Annotated in this window: 16 protein-coding genes and 2 pseudogenes; 3 read left to right on the forward strand and 15 right to left on the reverse strand. The window is 72.9% G+C overall.

Features of this window, described 5'->3' with window-relative positions:
• Positions 1-4 precede the first annotated feature (4 nt).
• The 7 genes from ACF1A1_RS12055 to ACF1A1_RS12085 form a co-directional block, all read right to left on the reverse strand.
• Positions 5-832, reverse strand: coding sequence for an EamA family transporter (locus tag ACF1A1_RS12055; protein WP_391999152.1), 828 nt, complete (start codon positions 830-832; stop codon positions 5-7).
• Positions 833-889: 57 nt separating this feature from the next.
• Positions 890-1063: a hypothetical protein gene (locus ACF1A1_RS12060; protein ID WP_391999154.1), complete on the reverse strand. Its 174-nt coding sequence runs from the start codon at positions 1061-1063 to the stop codon at positions 890-892.
• 135 nt (positions 1064-1198) lie between these two features.
• On the reverse strand, positions 1199-1894 hold the full coding sequence (locus tag ACF1A1_RS12065) for a L,D-transpeptidase family protein (protein ID WP_391999156.1): 696 nt from the start codon (positions 1892-1894) through the stop codon (positions 1199-1201).
• Between the two features lie 166 nt (positions 1895-2060).
• Complete coding sequence (locus ACF1A1_RS12070; protein ID WP_391999157.1) at positions 2061-2369, reverse strand: hypothetical protein; 309 nt, start codon at positions 2367-2369, stop codon at positions 2061-2063.
• A gap of 226 nt (positions 2370-2595) precedes the next feature.
• Positions 2596-3510, reverse strand: coding sequence for an SDR family oxidoreductase (locus tag ACF1A1_RS12075; RefSeq protein ID WP_391999159.1), 915 nt, complete (start codon positions 3508-3510; stop codon positions 2596-2598).
• A 294-nt stretch (positions 3511-3804) separates the two neighbouring features.
• On the reverse strand, positions 3805-4434 hold the full coding sequence (locus ACF1A1_RS12080) for an MBL fold metallo-hydrolase (protein ID WP_391999160.1): 630 nt from the start codon (positions 4432-4434) through the stop codon (positions 3805-3807).
• Positions 4434-5519, reverse strand: a complete 1086-nt coding sequence (locus tag ACF1A1_RS12085; RefSeq protein WP_391999161.1) for an S-(hydroxymethyl)mycothiol dehydrogenase — start codon at positions 5517-5519, stop codon at positions 4434-4436. Before ACF1A1_RS12085 ends, ACF1A1_RS12080 begins: the two co-directional genes overlap by 1 nt.
• Before the next feature lie 67 nt (positions 5520-5586).
• Here ACF1A1_RS12085 and ACF1A1_RS12090 point away from each other — a divergent pair, with 67 nt between their 5' ends.
• Positions 5587-7449: an ABC transporter ATP-binding protein gene (locus ACF1A1_RS12090; protein ID WP_391999163.1), complete on the forward strand. Its 1863-nt coding sequence runs from the start codon at positions 5587-5589 to the stop codon at positions 7447-7449.
• Positions 7450-7512: 63 nt separating this feature from the next.
• Here the strand turns inward: ACF1A1_RS12090 and ACF1A1_RS12095 are convergent, their stop codons facing one another.
• Complete coding sequence (locus ACF1A1_RS12095; RefSeq protein ID WP_391999165.1) at positions 7513-7803, reverse strand: hypothetical protein; 291 nt, start codon at positions 7801-7803, stop codon at positions 7513-7515.
• Between the two features lie 172 nt (positions 7804-7975).
• Between ACF1A1_RS12095 and ACF1A1_RS12100 the strand changes: the two genes are divergently transcribed.
• Positions 7976-8341 carry a nuclear transport factor 2 family protein gene (locus ACF1A1_RS12100; protein ID WP_391999166.1) on the forward strand — a complete coding sequence of 122 codons (366 nt, stop codon included), beginning with the start codon at positions 7976-7978 and terminating at the stop codon, positions 8339-8341.
• Between the two features lie 198 nt (positions 8342-8539).
• Here the strand turns inward: ACF1A1_RS12100 and ACF1A1_RS12105 are convergent, their stop codons facing one another.
• Positions 8540-9202 (reverse strand): TetR/AcrR family transcriptional regulator, encoded by a 663-nt coding sequence (locus tag ACF1A1_RS12105; RefSeq protein ID WP_391999167.1) that lies wholly within the window; start codon positions 9200-9202, stop codon positions 8540-8542.
• 175 nt (positions 9203-9377) lie between these two features.
• On the opposite strand from ACF1A1_RS12105, the gene ACF1A1_RS12110 reads away from it, so the two are divergent.
• Positions 9378-10631: a YncE family protein gene (locus tag ACF1A1_RS12110; protein ID WP_391999169.1), complete on the forward strand. Its 1254-nt coding sequence runs from the start codon at positions 9378-9380 to the stop codon at positions 10629-10631.
• Between the two features lie 102 nt (positions 10632-10733).
• On the opposite strand, the gene ACF1A1_RS12115 is transcribed toward ACF1A1_RS12110, so the two are convergent.
• The 6 genes and pseudogenes from ACF1A1_RS12115 to ACF1A1_RS12140 form a co-directional block, all read right to left on the reverse strand.
• A complete protein-coding gene (locus ACF1A1_RS12115) occupies positions 10734-12587 on the reverse strand; it encodes an endoglycosylceramidase (RefSeq protein ID WP_391999170.1) in 1854 nt (617 codons plus the stop codon).
• Positions 12588-12714: 127 nt separating this feature from the next.
• On the reverse strand, positions 12715-13590 hold the full coding sequence (locus ACF1A1_RS12120) for a potassium channel family protein (RefSeq protein WP_391999171.1): 876 nt from the start codon (positions 13588-13590) through the stop codon (positions 12715-12717).
• Between the two features lie 118 nt (positions 13591-13708).
• Positions 13709-13921 (reverse strand): annotated as a pseudogene (locus ACF1A1_RS12125) (hypothetical protein); the annotation flags it as partial.
• 19 nt (positions 13922-13940) lie between these two features.
• Positions 13941-14864 (reverse strand): DUF1918 domain-containing protein, encoded by a 924-nt coding sequence (locus ACF1A1_RS12130; protein WP_391999172.1) that lies wholly within the window; start codon positions 14862-14864, stop codon positions 13941-13943.
• A 91-nt stretch (positions 14865-14955) separates the two neighbouring features.
• Positions 14956-15243: a DUF1876 domain-containing protein gene (locus ACF1A1_RS12135; RefSeq protein WP_391999173.1), complete on the reverse strand. Its 288-nt coding sequence runs from the start codon at positions 15241-15243 to the stop codon at positions 14956-14958.
• Positions 15244-15324: 81 nt separating this feature from the next.
• Positions 15325-15567, reverse strand: a pseudogene (locus ACF1A1_RS12140) (universal stress protein); the annotation flags it as partial.
• Between the last annotated feature and the right edge of the window lie 423 nt (positions 15568-15990).

Raw genomic sequence — 15990 nt, forward strand, 5'->3', positions numbered from 1 at the left:
GGGGTCACCCGACCGCGAGCAGCACGGTGGCCGTGCCGGCACCCATCAGGCCGGCCGCCTGCCACCGGGTGACCCGCTCGTGCAGCAGGACCAGTCCGAGGACGACGGGCAGGGCCGGATAGAGCGAGGCGATGACCACGGCGACCGCCAACAGTTCGCGGTGCGCGGCGAGTTGGTAAAGGGTCAGCCCCAGGGCGGCTCCTGCGCCGACCGCGAGGGCCGCCGCGCCGAGGCGCGGCGTCGCCGGCCGCCGTGTGCGGCGGGCCGCGAGCGGCAGCAGGACGGCCACGGCGGCCACCCGCCCCGCCGCCACCGGCCACAGCCCGCTCGACGCCCCCGCCTGCCCCGGCGCGAGGTACTGCACGGCGACGCCCGCGCTGGCGAGGAGCCCGTCGCGCACCCCGCCGCCGGCCACGCCGTCCGTGCCGCCGCCGGCCACCAGCCACAGCGCGGGCACGGTGACGGCGATGCCGGCCCAGGCGAGGAGGCCGGGCCGGTCGCCGAGGAGGAGGACACCGCACAGGACGGAGAGGGCGACGGAGGTGACGGCGCTCACGGGCACGACCACGCTCATCGCGCCCCGGCCGAGTCCGCGGTTGAGGACGTGCATGGCCATGCCGCTGCCGACGCCCGACAGGGCGCCCCACAGCAGGTCGGTGCGGTCAACGGCCTCGGCGGGCACGAGGAGGGCGGCCGCCACGGCGAGCAGCAGGCCGCCGATCTGGCCGAGGAGGGTGACGGTGGCGAAGTGCGTGCGGCGGGACAGGATGCCGCCGGCGAAGTCGACGAAGCCGTACAGGACGGCCGAGGCCAGTGCGAGGAGGGCACCCATGCAGCAGGGGTGCCCCGGTGGGGGGCTCCGATGCGAAGCCCCGCGGTCGGGTGGCCGTCAGGCCGCCTCGACCGGATGCGGGGCCGCGGCGGCCCACTCCAGGACGAGCCGCTGGTACTCCTCGCGCTGCTCGACGCTCAGTGTCCCGCCCGACCGGAGCCACAGGGCCCGGATCTCCTCGTTGACCTCTTCGGCCGATCGCTCGGAGAGGGGTTCAACAGTGGTGGACATGGTGTGAATCTTACGGCGTCGAAGGTGAAGACAACGTGAGTAAAAGCCAACCGAAACCGACAAAACGGACGTGTTACTGATCACGTCCGTTTGCCCGTCCGTGGGGCCTTCCGGCCGCCCGTCCGTCAGGTCCGGTCAGGTGCCCGGCTTCCGGCCGTAGACGAAGACGTCGTCGCCTGTCTTCAGCAGTGACCAGTACTTCTTGGCGGCCGTCTTGGTCATGTTGACGCAGCCGTGCGAGCCCGGCGGGTTCCACATGCTGACGCCGACCGAGTGGAAGGCCTGCCCGCCGTCGAAGAACTGGCTGTACGGCATGGGCACGTTGTAGATGCTCGACACGTGGTCGATGTTGCGCCAGTAGATCTTCTTCAGGCCGGTGCGGGTCTCGTACCCGTTGCGGCCGGTGCGGACCGGGACGGGCCCGTAGACGAGCCTGCTGCCGTCCTGGATCCAGCTGATCTGGAGGGTGAGGTTGACGCAGGCGATGCGGCCCTTGTTGGTCGGGCACTTGCCGTCCTTGTTGGGCTTGTCGCCCACCGCCTTCTGCTTGTTCATGAGGTTCATCACACCCCAGGTGACGGGCCCCGCGTAGCCGATGTTCGGCGTGATGCCGTGCTTGTTCTGGAAGGCCTGGATGGCCTTGCAGTCGGCGGCCGACTGCTTGCCGTCGACGGGCCGCCCGAGGAACTTCTCCACCTGCTTCTGGTACGGCCCCGTCTGCGTGGTACAGCTCGCGGCCTGCGCCGGCGCCGCGCCCAGCGCGAGCGTCAGCGGAGCGACCAGCCCCGTGACCCCGAGCACGACGGCCCCTCGTCTGCGTATGTCCCCCATGTCTGCCCTCTCCCTGGCGCTGTTGCGACGGTCTCGTTCCACTAGACCGGCGGGTGGGGCTGTCGGTTGTACTCCCGCGCGAGCTGTGACGAAACGGTGAACTTGCGCACGCTGCCGGCCGCGCGCGTGTACCGGCCCGTTGGATCGCCGGCGGGGGCCGCGGCGCTCACTTCCGCACTGTCAGGCCGACCGTCAGGGACGGCCGTTCCTCCGGGAGTGCGCGGCGCGTACGGACCGGTGAGCGGAAGACGGGCAGGAACGCCACCGCCGTCACGGCGGCGCCCGCCCCCAACGTGCCCCTGACGCCGCCCGGTTCGCCCAGCAGGCCGGACACCGCGGCGCCGACCGCCGGCGCTCCCGTCGGCAGGACGCGGCAGGTGGCGTTCGTGCGGCCGAGCAGCGCGTCCGGCGGCATGCGCTGCCGCAGGCTCACGCCGGGGACGTCGTCCGTGCCGACCTCGAACGTGGCCGGCACCCAGCCGGCGCCCGCGAGCCACAGCCACGGACCGCGCCCGATCAGCGGCGCCAGCAGGGGGCGGGTGCATGAGCGCGTATGCCCGCAGGTGTGCGTGACGGTCCGGGCAGGGCGAGCCCGGCGACGGCGAGCGTACGGCCGTGGCCGAGGCGGGCGGCGAGGGCCGGGCGCAGCGGGCGCCGAGCAGGAGACCGGGCCACCCGCTCCCCGGTACAGGCCCAACGGCTCACCGGTACCCCGTCGTGTCCGCCGGCTTGCCCGCGTCCTGCACCTCGACGAGATAGCGCCAGGCGTCGGGGCGGCTGCCGTCGAGGTCGGTGAAGCCGTACACCGGGGCGAGGCCGCCGCTGGACAGCGACCGGCCGTTGAAACGGGACACCTCGGGGTCGGCGGCGAGGGCGGCGACGGCACGGCCGACGTAGCGGGGCGTCTCCGAGATGGCGAAGTGGGGGACGCGGTCGAGGGCGTCCCGCCAGTTCTCCTCGCGCACCCCGAAGTGCTCCAGCATGATCTCCGAGCGCAGCCAGCCGGGGGTGAGGGCGAGCGCGGTGGCCCCGCGTGGACCGAGTTCGTGGGCGAGGGCGAAGGCCATGCGCAGGACGGAGGCCTTGGCCAGGTCGTAGAAGAAGTTCACCCGGTAGGTGTCGCGGTTGTAGTCGGCGGTGCCGTCGGTGACTTCGACGACCAGTCCGCCGGGGCGGCGCAGGAGGAGCGGCAGGGCGTGGTGGCTGGTGATCGCGTGCGTCTCGACGGCGAGCCGCAGCAGCCGCAGCCCCTTGTCGAGGTCGTGCTCCCAGACGGGGGTGTCCCACTGGAAGAGGTTCTCCCCGCCCCAGATGTCGTTGACGAGGATGTCGAGGCGGTCCTGCTCGTCGGCGATCCGGTCGACGAGCGTGCGGACCCGGGCGGGGTCGAGGTGGTCGGTGGGCACGGCGATGCCGTGCCCACCGGCCTCGGTGACCAGGTCGGCGGTGTCCTCGATCGTCTCGGGGCGGTCGTACTCGGAGCGGCGGTCGCGGGTGGTGCGCCCGGTGACGTAGACGGTGGCGCCGGCCGCCCCCAGTTCCACGGCGATACCCCGCCCCGCGCCCCGGGTCGCCCCGGCGACCAGTGCGACCTTGCCTTCCAGCGGATGGGACATGTCCGACCTCCTGTGCGTGTTCCGTCGATGCCGTCATCGAGGATCGCGGGGAAGCCGGACATCTCCTGTCGCCTTTTCCGGCGGGGTCATCCGGCCGGGCGCGGGGCCTCTCTCCTGCCGTCCGTCAGGACGAGCCGAGCGCCCCGCCCGCGCGCGTCACCGGGCGCCGGGCGCCGGGCGCCGGGCGCGGGGTGCCGGGTGCGGGCTCCGAACGCCGGACGTCGGGCTCCGGGCTCCGGGCTCCGGGCTCCGGGCTCCGGGCTCCGGGCTCCGGGCTCCGGGCGGAACGGTGTCTCAGTGGCCCCGGGCGATCCACTCCTCCAGGTGGGGTGCCTCGGCGCCGATGGTCGTCGCGTCACCGTGGCCGGTGAGGACCTTCGTCTCGGGCGGGAGGGACAGCAGCCGGTCACGGATCGAGCTGATGATCGTCGGGAAGTGGGAGTAGGAGCGGCCGGTGGCGCCGGGGCCGCCCTGGAAGAGGGTGTCGCCGGTGAAGAGCACGCCGAGTCCGGGGTCGTACAGGCAGACCGCGCCGGGCGCGTGCCCGGGGGTGTGCAGGACGGTGAGGTCGGCGCCGGCGGCCTCGATGACCTGGCCGTCGGCCAGATGCGCGTCGGGCTCGCGGCCGGGGTGGGTCAGCTTCCACAGGGGCAGGTCGTCGGGGTGCAGCCAGATCGTCGCGCCCGTCAGGTCCGCGAGGGCAGGCGCAGCGCCGACGTGGTCGTTGTGGGCGTGGGTGCACACGATGGCGGTCAGCCGACGGTCTCCGACGGCGGCGGCGATGGCGTCGGCGTCGTGGGCGGCGTCGATCACGATCACCTCGTGGTCGTCGCCGACGATCCAGACGTTGTTGTCGACGTCCCAGGTGCCGCCGTCGAGGCTGAACTGCCCGGAGGTGACGAGGCGTTCGATGCGCGCGGCCATCACAGCACCACCACCGAGCGCAGCACGTCGCCGTGGTGCATCCGCTCGAACGCCTTCTCCACCTCGTCGAGCGCGATCGTCTCGGTCACGAACGCCCCCAGGTCCAGGCGCCCTTGCAGATGCAGGTCGATCAGCATGGGGAAGTCGCGGGAGGGCAGGCAGTCGCCGTACCAGGAGGACTTCAGCGCGCCGCCCCGGCCGAACACGTCCAGCAGCGGCAGCTCCAGCTTCATCTCCGGGGTCGGGACACCCACGAGGACGACCGTCCCGGCCAGGTCCCGCGCGTAGAAGGCCTGCCGGTACGTCTCGGGCCGGCCGACGGCCTCGATGACGACGTCCGCGCCGAACCCGCCGGTGAGCTCACGGATCGCCTCCACCGGGTCGGTCTCCTTGGAGTTGACCGTGTGGGTGGCGCCCATCGACCTGGCCGTCTCCAGCTTCCGGTCGTCGATGTCCACGGCGATGATCTTCGCCGCGCCCGCCAGGTTCGACCCGGCGATGGCGGCGTCGCCGACCCCGCCGCAACCGATCACCGCGACGGTGTCGCCGCGCCCGACGCCGCCCGTGTTGATCGCCGCCCCGATGCCCGCCATCACGCCGCAGCCCAGCAGCCCGGCCACCTGCGCCGACACCGACGGATCCACCTTCGTGCACTGCCCGGCCGCCACCAGCGTCTTCTCCGCGAACGCGCCGATCCCCAGCGCCGGCGACAGCTCGGTGCCGTCGGTCAGGGTCATCCTCTGCCTGGCGTTGTGCGTGTCGAAGCAGTACCAGGGCCGGCCCCGCAGACAGGCCCGGCACTGCCCGCACACCGCCCGCCAGTTCAGGATCACGAAATCGCCCGGCCGGACGTCGGTCACGCCCTCGCCGACCGACTCCACCACACCCGCCGCCTCATGTCCCAGCAGGAAGGGGAACTCGTCGTTGATCCCGCCCTGCTTGTAGTGCAGGTCGGTGTGACACACCCCGCACGCCTGGACCCGCACCACCGCCTCACCGGGGCCCGGATCGGGTACGACGATCGTCTCCACCCGCACCGGCTCGTCCCTGCCCGGTGCGATCACTCCGCGTACTTCCTGCGCCATGGCGCTGTCCCTTTCGTCGGCGGCCAACCGTCTCCTTCGACCCTACGCGTGACTGATCGGTGAGGGCATGGACAACAGGGCAGGTCATGGCCCGGAACACCCGCTTCGGGCCACGCCCCGAAGCCGCCGACGTAACCTGAACGCTCCACCCGGACCATGCCCCCCGAGGAGCCCTGTGAGCAGTGTGGAGACGGCCGTCGACCAGCCCCCGTGGCGGTTGCTGCTCGCTTATGTACGACCGCACCGGCGGGCCCTGCTGGCGGGGGCGTGGCTCTCCCTGGTCACCGGGGCCACCGGGCTGCTGCTGCCGCTGGTGGCACGGGGGTTGATCGACGACCTCGCCGCGGACCGGGCGATCACGGGCGCGTTGCTCGCGATGTCGGGGCTGGTGATCGCCAACGCGGCGGTGGGGGCGGTGGGTTCGTACGTGCTGCGGCGCACGGCCGAGTCGGTGGTGCTCGGGGCGCGGCGCGCGCTGTCGTCGTATCTGCTGCGGCTGCGGATCACGGCGGTGGACCGCAGCGAGCCCGGTGACCTGATGGCGCGGATCACCTCGGACACGACCCTGCTGCGGGAGGTCACCACCGACTCCCTGGTCGGGCTCGGCACCGGCGGGCTGACGCTCGTCGCGACGGTGGTGCTGATGGGAGTGGTGGATCCGGTGCTGCTCGGGGTTACGCTGGCGGTGATCCTGGGCGCGGGCATGGTCCTCGGGGTGATCGTGCCGCGCATCAACCGGGCCAGCCGTCAGGCGCAGGACGCGGTCGGTGTGATGGGCGCCTCGCTGGAGCGGGTGCTGGGCGCGCTGCGCACGGTGAAGGCGTCGGGTGCCGAGGACCGCGAGGAGCGGGCGCTGCACGCGGCGGCGGAGGAGTCGTGGCGGCAGAGCGTGCGGGCCGCCAAGTGGTCGGCGGCGGCGGGCAACACGGCCGGCCTGGCGATGCAGACCGCCTTCATCACGGTGCTGGCGGTGGGCGGGGCGCGGGTCGCGACGGGCGCGATCGACATCGCGACGCTGGTGGCGTTCCTGCTGTACGTCTTCTATCTGATGTCGCCGATCCAGCAGGTCGTCGGCGCGATCACCCAGTACCAGACCGGCTCGGCGGCCCTCGGCCGCATCCAGGAGGCTCTGCGGCTGCCCGCCGAACCCGCGGCCCGGCCCGGCCCGCTGCCGTCGTCCGGCACCGCACCGGCCTCGCTCGCGTTCACCGACGTGCGCTTCCGGTACGCCGACGACCTGCCGTACGTCCACCACGGGGTGACGTTCGCCGTGCCCGCCCGGGGCATGACCGCGTTCGTCGGCCCCTCCGGCGCCGGCAAGACCACGGTGTTCTCCCTCATCGAGCGGTTCTACGACCCCGAGTCCGGCACGATCACCCTCGACGGCCACGCCCTCACCGACTGGGAGCTGCCCCGTCTGCGGTCCGCCATCGGCTACGTCGAGCAGGACGCCCCGGTGCTGTCGGGCACCCTGCGCGACAACCTGCTGCTGGGGAATCCGGAGGCCGACGACGACACGGTGCGGCGTGTGCTGAAGACGACCCGGCTCGACGATCTGGTCGCCCGGCTGCCGCGGGGCCTGGAGACGCTGGTCGGGCACCGCGGGACCAGGCTGTCCGGCGGGGAGCGCCAGCGGGTGGCCATCGCCCGCGCGCTGCTGCGCAGTCCGCGTCTGCTGCTGCTCGACGAGGCGACCTCCCAGCTGGACGCGGTGAACGAGGCGGCCCTGCGGGACACCGTCGCCGAGGTGGCCCGGACGACCACCGTGCTCGTCGTCGCCCACCGTCTGTCGACGGTCACCGCCGCCGACCGGATCGTCGTGATGGACGCGGGCCGGGTCCGCGCCGTGGGCACGCACCGTGAGCTCGTCGCGGCCGACCCGCTGTACGCGGAGCTGGCGGCGACCCAGTTCCTCGCGACGGCCGAGTGAGCCGCCGGACCCGTGGGGGCCGGCCGGATGTCCCGGCGGCCCCCACGGGTCGCGGGACGACGGTCAGGCGTCGAGGGCGGGCAGCAGCCGGGGCACGGGGCCGTCGAGGTCGGTGACCTGGTGCAGCTTGTCGGGCTCGGGGACCGTCTTCACCTCGGTGAGCTGCCGGGAGACCGGCGGGCGTCCGTGCCGGTGCCCGGTGGGGAGTTCGCCCGCGGCGAGCGAGTCCAGCACGGTGGTCCGGTTCGGCCGGCCGGCGTCCGGGGCCTCGGCCGCGCTCGCCAGGGGCGCGGCGAGGGCCGTGACGCCGGCGGCGAGAGCGGCGGCGGCGACGATGCGTCGAGTGGAGATCATGCCCTGGGCAACGCGGCGGGCCGCCCCGCGGACACGGGCGGGCGGACCCGCTCACCCGGCGGGCGCACCCGGCCCGCTGCGCTTGCCGACCCCGGTGGGGCGGAGGAGTCTCGGAGGTGAGGGCCCGGCGGGCCCGACTCCCCCGGGTCCGCGGTCCTGTGAGGAGGTCACCATGGGCACTGCGGCAGGCTCCGCCTTCGACACCGAGACACTGCGCAGAGGCATAGAAGGACACACCTCGGCGACGCTGCTGTCGCTCTACGCCGACGACGCGGAACTGCGGGTCGTCGACCACAACACCCAGCCGAGCCGTCCCAAGGTCCTGCACGGCCGGGACGAGATAGCCGAGTTGCTCGACGACGTGTACAGCCGGGAGATGACGCACCGGCTGGAGGACTGCGTCGTGCAGGGCGATCGCGCCGCCTTCAGCGAGTCGTGCGAGTACCCGGACGGGGTGCGCGTCCTGGCCGAGTCGATGGTCTCGCTGCGCGACGGCAAGATCGTCGAACAGACGATGATCCAGGCCTGGGACGAGTAGGGACGAGCAGGAAGGAGGGTCGCGGGGTCCGGCCGCCGCGAGGAGATCCGGAAGCGAGCGGAGGGTGTGCCGTCGGCGTCGGGTCGCCGCGGCGCCGGGGCGGGCCATGAGCGGGCGGTCGGCCAGACGTCCGCCGCGTCGCCGCGGTCGCCGGCGGCGGCACGGCTCGCGCGGTGAACGAGTGAGGGCGGGCGCGGCTCAGGAGCCGTTCGGTCCCCACCCCGGTGGCCGCAGGATGCCCAGCAGCTGCCGGACCAGTTCGTCCACGGCCTCGTCGAGGGTCGCGTCCACCCAGCCGGCGCTCCAGTCGTGCAGGAGGCCGTTGACGCTGCCGATGAAGGCGGTCGCGGCGAGGCGGTAGTCGCGGGGGGCCGCCTCGCCGCGGGCGGCGGCCGCCGTCGCCTCGGCGCAGATGAGTTCGATCCAGCGGGCCCGGCGGGCCAGGCGCTGTTCCTCCAGGCGCGGGCTGACGCCGACGATCTCGACGAAGGTGATGCGGATGCGGCGCGGGTCGGCGGTGACGTTGCCGGCGTAGGCGCGGAAGATCGCCGTGACCCGGTCGGCCAGCGGCAGGTCACGGGCGGCGGCGAAGGCGGCCACCACCGCCTCCTCGGCCCAGTCGTTGACCTGGAGGTGCAGGGCCGCCAGGACGTCCTCCAGGGTGCGGAACTCCTCGTAGAACTGGCGGGTCGACAGGCCGGCCGCCTCGCTGAGCGCCGCGACCGTCGTGCCCCGGTATCCGGGGGTGTCGCCGAACAGTTGCAGCGCCGCGTCCAGGAATCTTCGGCGCCGCTCGGCCTGCCGCTCCTCGGCGGACTTTCCGGCGTAACGGCCGGTCGGCGCCTTCAGCCTGCCCGCCACTGACCCTCCCTCGTCGCTGTGTCGGTCAATTTTGTCGTGTACGCAGTCTTGTGGTTAAGGGCACCCCTTCCTTACTTTCCAGTAAGTCCACTCTGAACGCAGCCGTGTTCAGATGCGGGCCTTGCTTCCCCCTGCCCGCGCACACCCGCCCCCCACCCCAGAGGAGAGAGCACTCATGGCTGCCTTCAGAACCAGGCACCTATGCTCCGTGGCCGCCGCCCTCGTCCTGACCGTCACCGCCCCCGCGACCGTCGCCACGGCCGCCTCCGGTCCCGGGGCCGCCGCGCTGCGCGAGGTGATGTTCGTCGGGAACAACTGGGAGGGCACCGCCGACGTCATCAGGTCCGGCGGCGACTTCGCGAAGATCGGCCGGATCAACGTCATCCCCGACAAGGACCAGCGGATGGCGGAGATCAACGCCGACCCGGTCCGGTGGATCGCCTTCATGACCATCCGCAACAGCGTCGGTGAGGGCCACGACCAGTTCGTCGACGACATGTACTCCACGCCGGACGGCACCTCGGTGGTCGTCTCCCGGCCCAGCTTCGCCGACGTCGTCTCGATCAACCTCACGACGGGTGCCGTCAACTGGCGTTTCCCGGTGTCGGGTTACCGCTCGGACCACATGGCCGTCTCGCCCGACGGCACCCGGGTCGCGGTCTCGGCCTCGACGTCGAACACCGTGCACGTGCTGGACATCGTCACCGGCAGGCAGCTCGGTTCGTACTCCACGGGCGACAAGCCGCACGAGAACATCTTCACCAAGGACGGCAAGTACATCTGGACCATGTCGATCGGCGAGGTGAACACCGCGCTCGACGCACCGTGGCTGGACTGGACGAAGGGCGACCGGCGCATCACGGTCGTCGACGCGACCACCTACCAGCAGGTCAAGGTCATCGACATGCGGGAGCGGCTGAACGCGATCGGCCTCTCCGACCACTCGGACGCCGTGCGCCCGGCCGTGTTCTCCCCGGACGAGTCCAAGCTGTACTTCCAGGTCTCCTTCTTCAACGGCTTCTTCGAGTACGACATCGCCACGGACCGCATCACCCGGACCAAGACGCTGCCGAAGAACCCGTCCACCAGCGACGACCGCACCACGTTCGTCAACGACTCGCGCCACCACGGCCTCTCCATGAAGCCGGACGGCAGCAAGCTGTGCGTGGCGGGCACGATGGACGACTACGCGACCGTCGTCGACCGCGCCACCCTCCAGGAGGGCCCGCTGGTCACCGTCTCCAAGCCCTACTGGGCGACGGTCAGCGGTGACGGCAAGAGCTGCGTCGTCTCCGAGAGCGGTTCCGACCAGGTCACGGCGATCGACTTCGCCACCGGCCGGAAGGTCGTGTCGGTGCCGGTGGGCGACCACCCGCAGCGCGTACGGCTGGGCCGTGTCGCCGCCGACTGGACGAGCCCCGGCGCCTGACGCGACCGCACCGTCCCTGCTGGAGCCGGGCCGGACAGGCGTCACGACGACGCCTGTCCGGCCCGGCTTCTTCCCTGAGGTGAGGGAGAGGCCGGGCCGTGCCTAGCCGAGTTTCTGTGCCACCCAGGTCGCGAGTTCCGCGCGCGCCGCCGCCAGCAGGGACGCGGACGGCGCGGTCGCCCCGTTGGTGACCAGCGCGTGGTGCACGGTGCCCGAGTCCGGTGCGGTGAGCAGCAGGCGGCGGCTGCCCGTGCCGCCCGGTTCCGCGGCCGCGGCGATCCTGGAGGTGCCGGTGTACGCGGGTGGGGCGTGCACCGTGCCGAGGTCGGAGACGACGGTGGTGGAGGCGGTGGGGAAGGACGCGGGCAGGTGCAGTTCGGTGGGGGCCGCGGTGCCGTTCGACCGCCACACCAGCAGGCCGTACTGGCCGGAGCCGACCAGCTGCGCCACATTCGGCAGGGAGCTCGGCACCGGGTTCCAGGTGAGGGTGGTGGAGCCGTCGCGGGAGCGGTCCTCGTAGGTGAAGGCGAGGGGCGTACCGCTGGTGGCGCTCGGATAGAGCCGGTCGAGCAGGCGGGCGTCCTGACGGAGCGTCGCCTTGCCGGTGTCGTCGAGGCGTACGGCGGAGAGGTCCTCGTCGTTCCAGGCGTCGCCGGCGGTGAGCACCTTGTCGGGGTTGCCGTTCATCAGCTCGTGGTGGCGGCCGTGGTAGATGTCCCACTGCCACTGGTTGCCGGAGAGGACGGGTCCCGACGCGGCGGGTGTCGTCCACCAGTGGGCGCCCTTCACGCGGGAGTCGAGGGCCTGGTACATGGCCTTCAGGACGGTCGGCGCCTTGTCCGAGACCGTGCCGGCGAGCGGGTGGCCGAACTCGCTGACCACGGCTGTCGTCCCGGCCGCCGCCGCCCGGTCGCGGACCGTGCCGAAGTCGGTGACGTACTGGCCGTCGGCCGCCTTGCCCCACATCAGGATCCCGGAGATGGCCTTCTGGTCGTAGAAGTGGGTGTTGAAGACGTAGCGGGAGCCGAGCGTGCCCGCGTCGAGGAGGCCGCCTTCCTCCTTGCTGACGTTGCCGTTCCAGAAGAGGTTCGGTTCGACGAAGGCGGGCTTGTCCTGCCAGCCGGCCGCGTCCATCCGGGCCCGGAACTTCACGTAGAAGGGCCACAGCAGGTCGCGTTCCCAGGTGCGGCTGGTCTGGCCGGAGTCGTAGGTGCCGGCGTACGGCTCGTTGTAGGGGTCGAAGCCGACGACGCCCGCGAACTGCTCGTCGGTCAGGTGCTGTTCGACGTACGCCATGGTCTGCTGGGCCATGGCGAGGAAGGAGTCCTGGAGGCCGTGCGCGTTGTGCCAGAAGTCGTGCTGGGCGGCCTTCACCGCGCCGTTCTGGGTGATGTTCTGGCCCCAGAAGAGGCAGATGCCGCAGGACTCGTCGGGGTAGTTGCCCAGGTCCACGGCCCACTGGGGGGCGCCGTCGCCGGTGTACCAGCTGTCGGGGTCGAAGAGGTACCGGGAGTAGAGGTCCTGGTGGAAGTCGGGGTAGACGCGGATGCCGGCGTCGAGGAAGGCGCGCATCTGGTCGGTGGCGGCGGCCAGATAGGCGGTGTCGACCTGGCCGCGCACCGGTTCGGCGTAGGCCCAGGAGAGCAGGAAGCGGACGGAGTTGCCGCCGCCGAGGGCGCGCAGGGCGGTCGCCGACTTCCTCGCGTCGGCGACCGAGGCGAAGGGCAGGCCCTTGTTCTCCGCGAGTTTGGTCTCGCCGGAGACGTTGTAACCGCGCAGCACGACCTCGCGGCCGGTGGCGTCGACGAAACGGCCGCCCGACACGGTGAGGGGGGTGCCGTCGAACGGGAGGGAGTCGGGAACGGTGGCGGCGGTGGCGGCCGGGGTACCCGTCACCGTCAGGAATCCGCAGAGGACGACCAGAACAGCGAGCAGACGTGCCCGAATATTCGGCATGTCCACTACAGTCCGGCCATTTCCGGACACCGTCAATACCACCTGACCCCTGAGTAAGTTGACTCTCAGTCAGCCCAGGGGGTCACTGGGCCCACTCCGTGCCACAGGTCACCGGGCGGGGCCGGGCTCAGGGCTGTGCGCGGCCTCGGCCGTGGTCGGCGGCGTACGCGGCGAAGACGTCCGCCGGTGGGCCCCCCGTGTGGAGGAAACGCTGGTCCAGGGTGGCGGCGAGGTCGTTCAGCGCTCCGGCGAGCAGGTCACCGGCCAGTCGCACCTCCGGCCGGCCCGCTGCCTGGCCGCGCTCGGCCAGGACGGCGGCGTGGCCGACCATGGCCGCCAGGGAGGAATGGTCGTCCCCGTCGTGGAAGTAGTACGCCTCGGAGTACTGGGTGAAGTCGATGCGGACCCGCACGACTTCGGTGGCCAGGCTGTCCAGCAGCACCGCACCGGCCGTGCAGTCGATCTGCCGCGTCGTCGGGTCGGCGTCACGCAGCAGCGCCAGCCGGATGGCGAGGACCCTCCTGCGGGTCAGCGCCGGGTAGATCTCCAGCACCCAGGAGACGGTGGCCGTCAGCAGGGCGAAGCCGACGAGGGCTTCCAGCGGTGACACCAGGCGGAGCCAGCCCTCGCCCGGGGCGATGTCGCCGAGGCCCAGGGTGGCCACCACGACGAGCGACAGGTAGACGGAGTCGAGCAGCGCCGGCTCCCGCGCCGCCTCGGAACCGGGTGAGAAGGTGAACGCCTCGGGCATGTGGGGCCAGTAGACGATGGCCCAGCCGATGATGACGGTGCCGGTCCACATCCCCACCACCGTCACCATGGCGAGCGGTCCGACGAGCCCGACCAGCCTGCGGGCGCGGAAGCGCCGGGCCAGTCTCCACAACGCCGTCATGACGAGACGGCTCAGCCCGCCGTGGCGGGTGGGGTGCCACAGGGTGTGGAACAGGTCCCGCAGGGTGATCATGACGAGCCCGGCACCGACCAGCGAGACCAACCACTTCATCCACGTCTCCTACGGACCTTCCACCGACGCGGAGCCCGCCGTCCGGGCCCCCGCCACCAGACTGACGGATCGATCGACGCACGGCCCGGTACCCCGTCCGCGCGGATCGACTCGCCGCCACCCGCCGCCCGGCCACGGTCGACTCCGGGCGGTTGCGGCACCCGGCCGCGCAGATCCGCGGGCGGTGCGCCGGGGCGGCCCCGGACTCGGGCACCGCGCCCCGCGTGGCCCAGTGGCCGTTGCCGAGGGTGCACAGCGACGCACGCAACTGCTCGGCGGCGGGGTCGCACGGGCCGAGGTGAGCGGGCGCCGGCGCGGAGCGCCGACGCACGGGCCGGTGCCGTGACCGCCTACTGGTCGGCCGGGGTGATGCGGCGGCCCGTCAGGGTCGTGGGCCGGATCGACACCCACATCTCGCGTTCGCCGCCCGCCCACGGCGTGGCGTGGGCGCCCTGGGTGAGCCTGCGCACCGCGTCGGGCTCCGTGACGACCTGTGCGGGGCCCACCGCCAGCACGCTCCAGCCCTCGCTCATGGCTTCGTCGACGTGGTCGACCTCGAAGGCGACCTCCTTCCCCACGGCCGCCGCGGGCACCGAGTCGGGCGCGGTCCGGAAGGCGATGGCGTCCTCGACGACCTCGTAGTTGACGGGGACGACCGCCGGGCGGCCGTCGGGCGCCGACACCGCGACGCGCCCCACACCGTGGGTGGACAGCAGGGCGCGGCACTCCCGCACGTCGAGGTCCAGCAGTCGCGGGTGCGCCAGTGCCCGGCCCTGGCCGGGAGGCAGATCGGCACCTCCCCCGCGCAGAGCGCTGACGGTGGTGCCCAGGGCGTCGGCCAGCCGGATGAGAGTCGCCGCGGTCGGATCGGCCGGCTGTTCCTCCAGGTACGCCAGATACTCCGGCGACATGCGGGCGCGGCGGGCGGCCTGTTCCCGGCTGAGCCCGTGCCTGCGGCGTTCGTCGGCCACGCGCCGGCCGATGTCCCCGGGATTGGGGGTCCCGGCCGACGGGGCCGCCGCGGACCCGGCCCGCGCCTCGCCCGGGTCCGGCCGGGAAGGCCCGCCGGGTGGCCGGGGCGGTCCGTGCCCGACGTGCCGGATGTGCGCGTCGGGCCCGGGGAACACGAGCGTCACTTCGTCCGTGTCCGACCAGCGCACGTCATAGGGAGGTGTTCCGTCCTCGTGGTGGAGTCCGACGATCTCGCCGTCGCGCCGGGCGGCGCCGGTCGCCGGGCTTTCGATGACGAGTCGGTCGCCGAGGTGAGCTCGCATGGTCGCCGCCCTCTCCTCAGAAGTGCTGTATCCAACGTGCCACGCGCGTCACGCCGCCGCATGGGCCGACGGGCCCGGATCGTCCGGCTGTTCACGTGAGCCATCCGGCGGCCCGGCGGGTGCCCGGCCGGGGCCCGCCCCGGCTCTCGATGTCGCGCTCGGCCGCGTTCAGCAGTTGCTGGGCGAGGTTGTTCATGGCCCGGCCCGCCGCCAGTTCGTCGCCGATCTCCGGCACGTTCGGGTCCGCCGGGTGGCAGTGCGCGGCCCCGTGGCCGGTGAGCGCCGTGGTGCCGGTGTCCAGCTCCACGTGGGCCTTCGTCGTACCGTCATCCTCCTCGACGAGGCGGAGCCGGACGTTCCATTCCACCGTGTGCGACATCGCTGTCCTCCTTGTCTCGCTACGGACCGTCATCCACGGGCCGTCCGGCGACGTGGACCGTCTCACGGGGCTTGCTCGTGGCCGGGGAACGACCGCGACCGGACACGGCGCGTAGTGCGGTACCCCGTGACCGGTCAGACCCGGTCGCAGGCCCGGATGCCCCTGTCGTCTGCGGGCGCCGACGACCAGCGGGTCCGCCCCCGACGCGGCCTCCGGCAGGGCCCGCCGGGCCGGTCCCTCGACCACCCGCCGGGTCGCCGGGGCGTCGCCGTACCGCTCCGCCGGGCCGCGCGGGGCGTCGTCGAGCACCTGCGCCGGCGGACGGTGGGCATCCAGGACGTACCGCTCCCGGTGCCCCGCCGCGCCGCGCGACGCCCACCACCAGGGGAATCGTCACCGCCCCTGTCTCCTCTCGGGCCGGCCTCCACGCCCCCCGGCCCGCTCCCCCACGGCAGGCCGGCGGCGTCCGGACGGTTCGGTCGGCGGACTCCTTCACCGTCCGTTCCAGCTTCGTACGAGACGGGGGCCGCCGCCAGGCAACCGGCCGTCACCGTGGGCCACCGGCCCGCTCACCCGGACTGCGGCGGCCTGCCTCTCCGACTCCCGCGGGTGCCGGTGCGGCCGTCTCCGACGCGCCGGGGGCGTTCGCGCCGGGGGCGTTCGACCGGGCGGCTGCGCGGGTAGGGTGTGCGGCCGGGATCTTGAACGACGTCACGGCCCGGTACAGGCCGGGTACGGAGACGGGAC

The sequence above is a fragment of the Streptomyces sp. NPDC014995 genome (assembly GCF_043080745.1).
GTDB lineage: Bacteria > Actinomycetota > Actinomycetes > Streptomycetales > Streptomycetaceae > Streptomyces.